The organism is Vibrio sp. V43_P6S15P86 (assembly GCF_009904725.1).
Lineage (GTDB): Bacteria > Pseudomonadota > Gammaproteobacteria > Enterobacterales > Vibrionaceae > Vibrio > Vibrio diabolicus.
Genome location: NZ_WXWT01000117.1, coordinates 17,877 through 30,680 on the forward strand (window position 1 = coordinate 17,877; position 12,804 = coordinate 30,680).

A 12,804-nucleotide genomic window follows, 5' to 3' on the forward strand; every position below is an offset into this window, starting at 1 on the left:
CGCAGCAATCTCTTGCTACAGGGCATGATGTAAAACGGCGTCTATATATTAAGAACCGATTCTAATTATAGTGCTGCAAGGCTTAAGCAGAAGCCTGCAATTGTCGCTGCCATAAGGTTAGACAACGTACCTGCAAGAACAGCTTTAACACCCATGCGAGCGATGTCACTACGACGGTTTGGTGCAAGGCTACCTAGACCACCAAGTAGAATCGCGATAGAAGAAAGGTTCGCGAAACCACATAGTGCGAATGAGATGATAGCTGTTGTCTTCTCAGACATTACTTCACCAGTTGCCGCGATTACTTGAGCGTTTTCACCTAGGTATGGTGTGAAGTTCAAGTAAGCAACGAATTCGTTCACTACGATTTTCTGACCGATGAATGAACCAGCAGTTACTGCTTCAGCCCATGGAACACCGATTAGGAATGCTAGTGGAGAGAATGCGTAACCTAGGATTAGCTCTAGCGTTAGTTCTGGCATGCCGAACCAACCACCGATGCCACCTAGCATACCGTTGATCAGCGCGATTAGACCAACGAATGCGATTAGCATTGCACCTACGTTAAGCGCAAGTTGTAGACCAGAAGCCGCACCGCCCGCTGCTGCGTCGATTACGTTTACTGGTTTGTCGTCGCCGCCGTCCATCGCTTCTTCGATACTTTCGTGAGGCTGGTCAGTCTCTGGGTGAAGGATTTTAGCGAATAGTAGACCACCTGGTGCCGCCATGAATGATGCTGCTACTAGGTACTCTAGTGGAACACCCATTGAAGCGTAGCCCGCTAGTACACCACCAGCAACAGAAGCTAGACCACCACACATTACCGCGAATAGCTCTGATTGAGTCATTTTTGGAACGAATGGACGAACAACTAGAGGTGCTTCTGTTTGACCTACGAAAATGTTTGCTGCTGCTGACATTGATTCCGCACGTGAAGTGCCCAGCGCTTTTTGTAGTGCGCCACCAAGAATCTTGATAACCCATTGCATAACGCCAATGTAGTAAAGAACTGAAATCAGTGCAGAGAAGAAGATCAGTGTAGGAAGAACACGGAATGCGAAGATGAAACCGCCGCCGCCGAATACTTCGAACATCTTGTCAGAAACAAGACCACCGAACAGGAATGATGAACCATCGTTACCGTAGTTGATAACGTTAGAAACACCTGAAGAGAAACCGTTTAGTAGATCACGGCCCCAAGGTACATACAGAACAAATGCACCTAATGCGAATTGGATAGCGAATGCGCCACCCACAGTTCTTAGATTGATAGCTTTTCGGTTATTAGAAAATGCCACTGCAATCGCAAGAAGCACTACCATACCGATTAGGCTCATAAACAGGCTCATAGTTTATGACTTCCTTATAAGTTATTTATTGGCGTGTTACAAAATGGAGCTATAAAGCGGGAGCAATTATACTCATGCAGAATCAATTAAAGTAATGCCAGCCTCACACTTTCCTATAAGATTCATGATTGATTCAGCCAGCTTTGTGAGTTAATTCACAATAAGCAGGAAAACGTTTTCTATTTCAAACCACATCTTTAGATTTTATTCACATATCGAGAAAGCAAAATTGCTATTTTTCCATAACTGAGAGGCAATCGATTGCTTTGAGCCGTTATGCAACTCTACGAGCTCATTAAAGACGTGAATGAGTTTGGCTGGGTGATTCGACTCCCCTTGATACCCAAGTATAGGCATATCCGGTGCATCTGTTTCGATCACGAGATGTTTGAGTGGTAATTTTTGAATTGCGTCGCGCGTTTTTTTCGCTCTTGGGTAGGTGATGGTTCCTCCTACACCGATAAAAAAACCTAATTTGACCCACTCCATTGCTTGCTGATAACTCCCAGAGAAAGCATGTAGCACACCGCCCCGAGGGAGCTTCGCCGCTTTAACCATTTGAATAAGGCGATTGTGCGCTTTTCGGCTATGTAAAATAACTGGGAGTTCGAAGCGTCTAGCCAGTTCAAATTGAACTTCAAGTGTCTTTTCTTGCAACTGTGGGTCAACATCAATGGCAAAATCTAGCCCACACTCTCCTATTGCCACGCACTGGGGAGCATTTTGTTTTAGATAATGTTCCAATTCAGCAAAGTGCTGCTCGACGTTATCTTCAAGAAAATACGGATGAAACCCAAGGGCGTAATACAAATTGGCATGTTGATCTGCCAAGGTTTGAATACGAGCCCAGTTTTGAGGTCCCACTGAAGGAATCAGAATTCTTGTCACGCCTTGCGTTTGAGCTAGCTCAAGTTGATGTGCAAAGTCACCTTGGAATACATCAAAGTCAAAGTGACAATGGGTATCAAAGAGCTTCATCTTGAGACTTTTTATCTGTACCGACAAACTGAGAATCAGAAAATAGCAGAGCTTCACTGTTCTCTTCATTTTGATGGGCAGGATCTTTTCGATACGGAACGCAGCTGCGTTTTTGATCAGGGGTTAACCCCATCTCCTTGCACCAGTCGTCGTAACGCTTCAATCCTCGTTTAAACCAGTTCATATCTCATCCTTATAAAAAACGCCCTTGGCTAAGTTTATAGCCAAGGGCGTTTTAAAATCTAGTTTGCGTTAAAGCTTACCCAAACCGCTTTTTGATTAGTGCTCACGCGTCGCACGGAAATCAATATCAGGGAAACGCTCTTTCGCCAAGTTTAAGTTAACCATTGTTGGTGCAATATACGTTAGGTTATCACCACCATCCAATGCTAAGTTTGCTTGGTTCTTACGTTGGAACTCATCCAGTTTCTTCGCATCATCACACTCAACCCAACGCGCAGTTGCAACGTTAATGCCTTCATAAATCGCTTCAACGTTATATTCAGACTTCAAACGAGCCACAACAACATCGAACTGAAGTACACCAACGGCACCAACGATCAGATCGTTGTTTTGTAGTGGACGGAATACCTGTACCGCACCTTCTTCTGATAGTTGCACCAAGCCTTTTAGTAGCTGTTTCTGCTTTAGTGGATCTTTCAAACGAATACGACGGAACAGTTCAGGCGCAAAGTTTGGAATACCAGAGAACTTCAGTGACTCACCTTGCGTGAAAGTATCACCAATTTGAATAGTGCCGTGGTTATGCAGACCAATGATGTCACCCGCGTAAGCGTGTTCTGCACGTGAACGGTCACCCGCCATAAAGGTTACTGCATCAGAGATACTCACCTGCTTGCCAAGACGAACGTGGTTCATCTTCATACCCTGCGTGTAAGTACCCGATACAATACGCATGAATGCGATACGGTCACGGTGTTTCGGGTCCATGTTTGCTTGGATCTTGAATACGAAACCAGAGAACTTCTCTTCTGTCGCTTCAACTTCACGCTCAACCGCTTGACGCGTTTTCGGTGCTGGTGCCCACTCTGTTAGACCGTCTAGCATGTGGTCTACACCGAAGTTACCTAATGCGGTACCGAAGTAAACTGGCGTCAGGTCACCTGTTAAGAACATTTCCAAATCAAACTCAGGGCAAGCACCCATAACAAGCTCAAGCTCTTCTCGAACACTTTCCGCAAGGCCTGCACCGACTTTTTCATCAAGCTCTGGGTTATCTAGACCTTTGATGATTCGAACTTCTTGAATCTCATGACCGTGACCAGATTCGTATAAAATCGTTTCATCACGGTGAATGTGATACACACCTTTAAACTCTTTACCACAGCCGATTGGCCACGTGATAGGGGCACACATCATGCCCAATTCGTTTTCTACTTCGTCCAATACTTCCATTGGATCACGAACGTCACGGTCAAGTTTGTTCATAAAGGTCACGATTGGCGTATCACGTAGACGGGTTACTTCCATCAGCTTCCGAGTACGATCCTCGACACCTTTCGCAGCATCGATAACCATCAAACACGAGTCGACTGCCGTTAGAGTACGATATGTATCTTCCGAGAAGTCTTCGTGTCCAGGAGTATCAAGTAGGTTTACCAGGCAATCATTGTAAGGGAACTGCATCACAGACGTGGTTACCGAGATACCACGTTCCTTTTCCATTTCCATCCAGTCTGATTTTGCGTGCTGTGCATTACCACGACCTTTAACCGTACCTGCTTTTTGAATCGCGTTTCCGAATAAAAGGACTTTTTCAGTAATGGTGGTTTTACCCGCATCCGGGTGAGAAATAATAGCGAACGTTCTACGTTTAGACACTTCGCTTAGAAAAGGTGTATTTGACATGAAACTGGTCTTCTTTGATGTCTGAATGCTTGCTCGAAAAGCAAACACGCTTTTTAGATTCAATATTGCGCGGTATTCTCGCTTATTATTGCCTCAGGGGCAACTGATCGCTTTAGGAGCGACTTCCCTTATGGGATGCGTTAACGTTAGTGAAAGAAGAGATAACTCATGATGATGGCATCTTCTTTTCCCGTGCCAGTTTTCGCAGGGTAATAGTTATGACGTCGATCAACTTCATTGAATCCAGCTTGTTCATAAATATAAATAGCAGGCTTATTACTCTCTCGCACCTCAAGCCAAGCACTCTCCGCTTTTGATTGCTCACAATGTTCTAAGAACGCATCCAACAGTTTTTGACCATAGCCTTTACCCTGAAGATGCGGCGCGATAGCAATATTCAGCAACGTAACTTCACCGACAATATTCTGCGCATAGAAGTAGCCAATCACCATCTCGCCATCGAGCATCACATGATGACATGCTCCACGGCTGGATAAATCACGTACCAAAGACTCTGCCCACGGATGCGAGTGTGCTTGCTGCTCAATTTGCCAAACTTGATCTAAGTGCTCAGCGCACATTGGTAAGATTTTAGTTGTCATTATTTACCTAGGGGTTCATGTGCAATACCAATTGCAGTAAAACGGGGATTAATGCTTATTTGCTCGAATTGTTGTAAGAACAAATCTGTTGCCAAAGTGCACGTTTTTGTTGGGTATTCCCATCCACATCTTGCAACAATGGCGATGTCAATTGTTTAGTGTCAGGCAATACTTCGGCTTCACACCCTGCAAACCAAACCCACTCAAGCTCGTGCTGGCCAAGTAATGGAAATCGCTCTGGCTCAATATGTAACGCTTGGTCAAGCGTTAACTTCATACTCTTTAGGATGTTTTCAAACAAAACCGCCGTCTCATTCTCTGGACATACCGGAGAGATCAACAGGAGTTTGCAAGAACTTTGCAAATCGATTTTTGGCGATTGGTAACCTGCCAATCTATCTGGGTGTACCAGCTCCCATGTGCTGATGCCCATTTCGTGTAAATACTGTTTCTCGTTAATTGACATTTTCCGTCACCTATTTGAACGAGGGCAATCCTAACAAATAATCGTGATTATACCTAAAGGACTTCAAGGAACACCTCAATACATTGGAATGATTGAACTGTTCTGCCTATGACAATGGCCATACCGTAGGTATAACATATGAGGTACATTATGAAATTCTTACCTACACTGCTGCTTTGCGCACTGGTAGCCGCCACCAGCATGAGTGTTTTTGCTAATAGCAGCGATGAGTGGGAGCTGATTGCAACGAAAACCGTCAAATTCCAAACAGAAACGGATACCGTGACACCAAATAGCCTATTTCGAAATCGCAGCTTCAGTAAAATTAAACTGAAATGTGTGCAGGGCACGGTAGACATTAACGACTTAAAAGTCTTGATGACGGACGGTAGTGAGAAAAAGCTAACCTCTATGGGTGTGCTAACAAGTGGATTATCGACTCGTGCATGGAGCCTTCCTGGCTCAAAAGAAGCGAAGCTAAAACAGATTGAAATGACTTACAGTAGTTGGGGCAGCAGAAAACTCAATGTTTTAGGGCTAAGTAAGAAAGCAAAAATAGAGGTTTGGGGTAAGAAGAAAAGTGACCAGTCATCCTAATCTCCCTATCTCAGTTTTCAATGAACTAAGAAAGAAGCCCACTGAGTTAGTGGGCTTCTTTCATTTACAGTTCAGAGAACTCTGGCGCGTAATCTATGCGTCCGGAGCGTCCGGCACATTGACCTTCGACCAACTCTGCGATACGAAATGCACCTTTAGGAACATCCCAAGCACATTCGAATCCCATCTCGTCGCATGATTGAAAGCCCTGGCGCGCGTAATAATCAGGATCGCCCAACACCACACACACTGGATAGCCAAAATCACGCAGTGAATCAAAACCTTCTTTGATCAACTCTGCAGCGATGCCTTGGCGACGGTAATCTTCATGAACAGCCAATGGCGCCAGCCCTTGCCACGACAAATCTTCACCATTTAAGGTCACTGGGCTAAATAAAGCATGGCCTATCACCTCTCCCTCATCTGTGCACGCGACTAAGGAAAGTGTGAATTTGCTGTTTTCGCGCAAACGCATCACAAGCTTAGCTTCAGCTTCCGTCGGGAAGGCGTGTTTCAATAAGCGGTCAATGGTAAGAATGTCCGCAGGGACTTCAGTTCGAATAAGCATTCGCTACTCCGGTTGGTTGTGCAGGCGCTTGAACTCCTTTCTGAACAAAATCAGCCAATTGATTCAAAGCGACTTGCATTGCTTTCGGTAACTGCTCTAAGTCGACACTGTCCATTAAGTTTTTCACTTCTAAGCCAAGCTCAGTATCGCCTTCAATTGAAAGGCGACGTTGGAAGAACAGTGTGTCAGGGTCTTCTTTACGACCAGCAATCAGTACTAGGTCGTTTAGATTACCACTAAAACTCACATCTTCCTGAACTGGTTTTTCAGCTACCACTAATTTTTCGTCTTGATAGCTGATGTACCATGCTAAGTTCAAGTCTTTAATCGCAACTTTTAACCACTTGTCTTCAAGGAACTCAAAGTCACCATCTTCCAAGGCTTCTTTAAACACCATTTTTAGCCCCTCCAGCAATGCTTTTTGCTGAATTGGCTGTGGTAATAACTGGACTGGAGAACGCAAAATGTTAGCTGCGTTCTTTACTAGTTGACTGCGAATCTTGTTTAACACGTTCATTATCCGTTACTTTGTCATTAGGTTGCCTATATTAAGCAATCGTGGCAATGAGATTACTGTTATGTATCAATAAAGTGCTTATTTTAGATTGGTGGATTATTGTTCACTAACGCTTCTTTTTTTGAAGTTACGTGTATTATTGATGCGAACAGGTGGATAAACACTTTTACAACCGTATTTTCAAAGTTATAGTTATCTGAGCGTATCCATGTGATTGTCAACTGTAAAGTTAAAACCGCGAGCCCTTTAATGGCAAGCGATACTGTGACTTGATAGTAGACCGCCGCAGGCTTATCAGGGTGTCGCTTTTTATACACGGACGAATAATCTGGCTCATTGGAGATCGGTAATACCCTAATGCCTTCCCAGCAATTAAAACATTGGTTTGCCACGCTAACCTCAAATAGCCCTTTCTTCTTTGCTATTCTTGATAAAAAACACAATTATCGAATGGTAAGTGACCGTTACTGCGATATCGCAGGTTTAAGTCATGAGGAAATCATCGGCTTAAACGATTGCCAGGTACTGGGCGAGCAGTTTTATAAAAAGTTGGCGCCCTACTATCAGCGTGCATTCAAAGGGACGCATGTCGAAGCCGAAATCACCCTCGATGAAACCGACCTTGAAACCAGCCTGCACTTTAGTCTGTCACCGGTTTTTGAAGGTAACGAAATTCGCTTTGTCGTTTTTCACGCTGTGGATACTTCAGAAAAGCAGATCCTCGTACGCTCCTTAGAGGAGTCCGAAAGTAAATTTGCTAAATTGACACAACTACTGCCTGACGGTCTGCTGCTTATCGAAGATGACATTATCATCTCTGCCAACCCTGCATCAGCACGCCTTCTGGGACTGAACTCTCCCCATGAGTTGCTAGGCGAGGAGCTCAGCCGTCTATTCATCGATGAAAACAGCAAGAAAGTGTTTAGTCATCGTTTGAGTGCATTAATTTCTGACAAGCCGTTTGTTTGCTTAACCAGCGCGAGATGTGGCTTTGAACGAAAAGTTCAGTTACACGCTGATTCCACGGCGATATTAGGTAGCGAGTCTCAAATCATCCTGATCCAAGACGCTGACGATACACCTAAGAATTTGTCTTCTGCATCGAATGAAGACATACATATTGATTCGCTCACCAAACTCTACAACCGCTTTGGTTTTACCAAACGTTTGGAACAGCTGATCAAAAAGCAAACGCCGCTTCTGGTGTTCTATTTGGATATCGATAACTTCAAAAACATTAATGACTCACTTGGTCACCACATTGGCGATAAAGTGATTCAAGAGGTATCGGCCCGTCTTAAACGATTACTGCCAAATCAAGCGATTATTGGTCATTTGGGTGGCGATGAGTTTGGCGTCATTCTGCCAGAACCAGAAAATACCCGCATGGCTGAAATTTTGTCAGATCGCATTATCTCGTTGATCAACCAGCCTTTCGACTTGCACCACTTCAGTAAACGCCTTGCGTGCTCAATTGGTAGCGTTCGTTACCCTGAAGACGGGCAAGATGCGCGAATCCTGCTACAAAATGCTGATACTGCGATGTATGAAGCCAAAGATCGTGGCCGAAATCGCCTGATCAAATTTAACGACCAGATGAATAAAGAAGCGCGCATGCGTTTGTGGCTTGAAATCGAACTGCAAAAAGCATTGCAGCAGAACGGTTTAGAAGTGTGGTATCAACCAAAGGTTAACGCGCGTGACTTCAGCATTAATGGTGCCGAAGCGCTCGTTCGTTGGAAACACCCTGTCGAAGGTTACATTAGCCCAGGTTCATTCATTCCTGTCGCCGAGCGTGCAGGGTTAATCGAACATCTTGGACGCGTCGTGATGCGTGATGTTTTCAATACGGTAAAACGTTGGAAACAACAAGGCATACTGCCAGGTCGTGTCGCTATCAACCTCTCTCCCGAGCAATTTGGTAACCCACAGCTGATCGACTTTATGGAAAAGTTGCTTCGCACTACCGAGCTTGATCCAAGCTGCATTACCTTCGAGCTAACCGAAAGTGCCGTGATGAGTGATAGCGAACATACACTGCAAATGCTGAATGCGATTAAGAAACTGGGCTTCGCCCTCTCTATCGATGACTTTGGTACTGGTTACTCTTCCCTTTCCTACTTAGCGCGCTTCCCTATCGACGAGCTGAAAATCGACCGCGCGTTTATTAACGATATCGACACGCTACCCAAACAGGTCACTGTGATTGAAAACATCATTAATCTGGGTAAGTCACTCGACTTGACGGTCGTTGCCGAGGGGGTGGAAACCCACCAGCAAGCTACTTTGCTCTCTAACCTTCAATGTAATGCGATTCAAGGATTCCATTTTTATCGCCCACAGCCAAAACATGAAATTGAAGAGCTGTTTGTACAGAATCGTCGTCACAAGAACTAACCCCGACCCGATACCCTTACTCTCAAGGGGTAAATATCGACTTTATTGAGCTAAACCTAACTTAGGTCAATTTCGCTATTCATAATTCTTCATAAAATGCGGACACCTTTTTATTCTCAATGATTGTGAGCATATGGAACTCTTGTGTCCCGCGGGTAACCTGCCTGCGTTAAAAACTGCGATTGATTGCGGTGCCGATGCCGTCTACATTGGCTTCAAAGATGATACCAACGCCCGTCACTTTGCTGGCCTCAACTTTAACGGCAAAAAGTTAGAAAAAGCGGTGCAATACGTTCACGACCGCGACAAAAAAATTCATGTCGCGTTGAATACCTTCGCTCATCCCAATGGCTTTGAGCGCTGGACGAACGCGGTAGACAATGCAGCGGCATTGGGTGTGGACGCGCTGATTGTTGCAGACATTGCCGTGCTGGAGTATGCAGCTCGCAAATATCCCGATCTGGAACTACATCTTTCAGTGCAAGCATCAGCGACCAACATCGCAGCCATTGATTTTTATAAACAGAACTTCAACGTAAAACGTGTGGTGCTGCCTCGCGTCTTATCGATTCATCAGGTGAAGCAGCTTTCGCGCAACATCACTAGCGATGTCGAGCTAGAAGTCTTTGCTTTTGGTAGCCTTTGTATTATGTCCGAAGGCCGTTGTTATTTGTCATCATACATGACGGGTGAGTCCCCAAACACTGTGGGTGCCTGTTCTCCTGCCAAATACGTTCGTTGGCAAGAAACTGATCAAGGTCTTGAGTCTCGTCTAAATAATATCCTAATTGACCGCTACTGCACAGGAGAAAACGCAGGCTACCCTACGCTCTGTAAAGGTCGTTTTGAAACAGAAATTGATGGTGAGAAAAAACGCTATCATGCTCTGGAAGAGCCAACCAGTTTGAACACCCTTTCGATGCTGCCAGAACTGTTTGCCGCTAATGTCGCATCTGTAAAAATTGAAGGGCGCCAACGCAGCCCAGCTTACGTAGAGCAAGTCACTCGAACATGGCGAGCCGCGATCGATCGCTACCAAGCCAACCCAGAAGCTTACCAAGTTGAAGCCGCATGGGATGCGACGCTCGCAAATGTGTCGGAAGGAACGCAAACCACCTTAGGTGCTTACCACCGTAAATGGCAGTAGAGGTTAAGATGGATAACTCAATGAAATACGCACTTGGCCCACTACTCTATTTTTGGCCAAAACAAGATGTAGAAGCCTTCTACCAACAAGCAAAACAAAGCTCTGCAGACATTGTTTACCTGGGTGAATCGGTTTGCTCTAAACGCAGAGAAATGAAATCAGCCCACTGGTTGGAAATCGCTAAAGACTTATCTGCCTCTGGCAAGCAAGTCGTTATCTCTACGATGGCGCTACTGGAAGCACCGAGTGAAGTAAACATCATGAAGAAGTACATCAATAACGGTGACTTCGCCATTGAGGCTAATGACGTATCGGCGGTTCAATTAGCATCAGAGCATAAAGTGCCTTTCGTCGTTGGTCCTGCAATCAATACTTATAACGCACACACGCTCAACTTATTTTTGAAGCAAGGTATGATGCGTTGGTGTATGCCTGTCGAGCTCTCTCGCGAATGGTTAAACGATACTTTAGTTCAGTGTGACGAGCTTGGTATTCGTAACAAGTTTGAAGTTGAGGTATTTAGCCACGGTTATTTACCTTTAGCGTATTCCGCTCGCTGTTTCACAGCCCGAGCTGAAAACCGAGCGAAAGACGATTGCGAAACCTGCTGTATCAAATACCCAACAGGAATCCAGGTCAGTAGCCAAGAAGGGCAAGAAGTCTTTAACCTTAACGGTATTCAAACACAATCAGGGTATTGTTATAACCTGATCAATGACTTACCAAGCATGCAAGGGCTAGTTGATGTGGTCCGCTTAAGCCCTCTCGGTGTGAGTACACTTTCTGAGTTAGAGCATTTTCGCTCAAACGAGCATGGCGACAACCCTGAAAAACTCGAAAGCCGCCAATGCAATGGCTATTGGCATCAGCTAGCTGGCTTAGAAGTAAAAAACATTTAGCTCTCCAAAAAAGAAAAGCGAGGCCCAACCTCGCTTTTCTCTATCAGCCATTGTTAACAGGCTTGCACTGTTGGCTCAGCCGAAGTTTCGTTTAGCAGCTTTTTCACGTCCCGCCACAACATACTGACCACGACTAAACTCAGCGCAATATTGGACAATGGGAAAGCCAGCCAAATACCTGTCACGCCAAACAGTTTCGGCATAACGAATAAAAACGGCAGTTGAACCAACATGTTGCCTAATGTCACAAACATGGCTTTGCTGCCTTTGTTTACCGATTGGTAGTACGCAGCCGCCACGACTAAAAAGCCATCTAGGAACAACGCAAACATGTGTAAACGAATCCCGATCACCGTGCTATCAATCAACTGCTGATCAGCATTGTTAAACACCGAGACCAACTCGTACGGGAAAAGGTTCATCAAACCCACAAACGCTACACCACCAAGCACAGATGTCCCCATTGCGACTTGCAGTAATTTTCTGACGTTCGCCTGGTTGCGCGCCCCGTGATTGAAACTCACTAGAGGTTGCATACCGTTCGCGATTCCCTCTGCAATCAGATAGTAAACCGTCACGATATATCCCAAAATAGCATACGCCCCGATCAACATTGCACTTCCGTACTGAGCAAATAATGCGTTGTGCATTGCCACCATCACAGAGCCGTACGCGTACATAAAGAAGCTAGATGTACCGATCATTATAATCTTTGGTGCAACATCGACTTGAACCTTAAAGTCACTGATTCGAAGGCGTAAGGTCGCTTTTGAAGTAAAGAAGTAACCGATACCAAGCACGGTTACCACCAATTGTGCCAGCGCTGTAGCAATGGCCGCTCCGGTTAACTCCCACCCCAACCAAGCAATAAATACGTAGTCTAATACAATATTAATGACGGCACCGATGACCATCAGCATCGTTGCTAAGTTCGGGCTGTCGTCATTGCGTAAAAGAAATGGAACCGCGATAGAGCCTAGCGTAAATACGCACGCGACAATCAGAATATGCAGATATTGCAGCGCGAGTTCAAACACTCGCCCTTCCGCCCCCTGCCAACGAATAAATTCATCGGAAAAATAGAACAATATGGTAGCAACGACCGGCATCAATATCGCTAACAACCCCAATCCGGTCGTTAAAATACGCTTCGCGCCCTCATGATCGTTTTCTCCTTGCTTAATCGACGTTAGCGCACCAGTCCCCACCCCAATCATCATCCCTATACCGAGGATAGAACCGATGATCGGCCACGCAACATTGATCCCTGCTAATCCGTCAGCACCAACATAACGGCCAATAAAAATGCCATCAACTATTTGATATAAACCGTTCACGAGCATTGCTGCGACGGTTGGAATCGTATATTTCCAAAACTGTCTATAAATTGAGTTTTGCATGACTGCCACCAGTAG

At 45.1% G+C, this 12,804-nt stretch carries 13 protein-coding genes; 4 read left to right on the forward strand and 9 right to left on the reverse strand.

Going from position 1 to position 12,804, the window contains the following annotated elements:
- Positions 1-65: 65 nt before the first annotated feature.
- From CAG69_RS04980 to CAG69_RS05005, 6 genes are all read right to left on the reverse strand, one after another.
- Positions 66-1,349: a NupC/NupG family nucleoside CNT transporter gene (locus CAG69_RS04980; protein ID WP_006742377.1), complete on the reverse strand. Its 1,284-nt coding sequence runs from the start codon at positions 1,347-1,349 to the stop codon at positions 66-68.
- A gap of 204 nt (positions 1,350-1,553) precedes the next feature.
- Positions 1,554-2,327, reverse strand: coding sequence for a TatD family hydrolase (locus CAG69_RS04985; RefSeq protein WP_161443015.1), 774 nt, complete (start codon positions 2,325-2,327; stop codon positions 1,554-1,556).
- Entirely contained in the window at positions 2,314-2,511 is a 198-nt protein-coding gene (locus CAG69_RS04990; protein ID WP_046875042.1) for a DUF5363 family protein, read from the reverse strand. Before CAG69_RS04990 ends, CAG69_RS04985 begins: the two co-directional genes overlap by 14 nt.
- 95 nt (positions 2,512-2,606) lie before the next feature.
- Positions 2,607-4,196: a peptide chain release factor 3 gene (prfC, locus tag CAG69_RS04995; RefSeq protein WP_012841453.1), complete on the reverse strand. Its 1,590-nt coding sequence runs from the start codon at positions 4,194-4,196 to the stop codon at positions 2,607-2,609.
- A gap of 146 nt (positions 4,197-4,342) precedes the next feature.
- Entirely contained in the window at positions 4,343-4,798 is a 456-nt protein-coding gene (gene rimI, locus CAG69_RS05000; protein ID WP_005394641.1) for a ribosomal protein S18-alanine N-acetyltransferase, read from the reverse strand.
- Positions 4,799-4,853: 55 nt separating this feature from the next.
- A complete protein-coding gene (locus tag CAG69_RS05005; protein WP_047008945.1) occupies positions 4,854-5,264 on the reverse strand; it encodes a DNA polymerase III subunit psi in 411 nt (136 codons plus the stop codon).
- Between the two features lie 150 nt (positions 5,265-5,414).
- On the opposite strand from CAG69_RS05005, the gene CAG69_RS05010 reads away from it, so the two are divergent.
- Positions 5,415-5,861, forward strand: coding sequence for a hypothetical protein (locus CAG69_RS05010; RefSeq protein ID WP_053809238.1), 447 nt, complete (start codon positions 5,415-5,417; stop codon positions 5,859-5,861).
- A 64-nt stretch (positions 5,862-5,925) separates the two neighbouring features.
- Here CAG69_RS05010 and CAG69_RS05015 read toward each other — a convergent pair whose 3' ends face one another.
- Positions 5,926-6,429: a GNAT family N-acetyltransferase gene (locus CAG69_RS05015; protein WP_161443017.1), complete on the reverse strand. Its 504-nt coding sequence runs from the start codon at positions 6,427-6,429 to the stop codon at positions 5,926-5,928.
- On the reverse strand, positions 6,413-6,940 hold the full coding sequence (gene ubiT / locus CAG69_RS05020) for a ubiquinone anaerobic biosynthesis accessory factor UbiT (protein ID WP_005394645.1): 528 nt from the start codon (positions 6,938-6,940) through the stop codon (positions 6,413-6,415). Before ubiT ends, CAG69_RS05015 begins: the two co-directional genes overlap by 17 nt.
- Before the next feature lie 363 nt (positions 6,941-7,303).
- Between ubiT and CAG69_RS05025 the strand changes: the two genes are divergently transcribed.
- The 3 genes from CAG69_RS05025 (at position 7,304) to CAG69_RS05035 (ending at position 11,389) form a co-directional block, all read left to right on the forward strand.
- A complete protein-coding gene (locus CAG69_RS05025; RefSeq protein WP_005394646.1) occupies positions 7,304-9,343 on the forward strand; it encodes a sensor domain-containing protein in 2,040 nt (679 codons plus the stop codon).
- A gap of 133 nt (positions 9,344-9,476) precedes the next feature.
- The gene (gene ubiU, locus CAG69_RS05030; RefSeq protein WP_161443019.1) at positions 9,477-10,490 is read left to right on the forward strand and encodes a ubiquinone anaerobic biosynthesis protein UbiU; all 1,014 of its coding nucleotides are present in this window, start codon (positions 9,477-9,479) and stop codon (positions 10,488-10,490) included.
- Between the two features lie 20 nt (positions 10,491-10,510).
- Positions 10,511-11,389: a U32 family peptidase gene (locus CAG69_RS05035; protein ID WP_161443021.1), complete on the forward strand. Its 879-nt coding sequence runs from the start codon at positions 10,511-10,513 to the stop codon at positions 11,387-11,389.
- 53 nt (positions 11,390-11,442) lie between these two features.
- Here the strand turns inward: CAG69_RS05035 and CAG69_RS05040 are convergent, their stop codons facing one another.
- Positions 11,443-12,789 carry an MATE family efflux transporter gene (locus tag CAG69_RS05040; protein WP_161443023.1) on the reverse strand — a complete coding sequence of 449 codons (1,347 nt, stop codon included), beginning with the start codon at positions 12,787-12,789 and terminating at the stop codon, positions 11,443-11,445.
- Between the last annotated feature and the right edge of the window lie 15 nt (positions 12,790-12,804).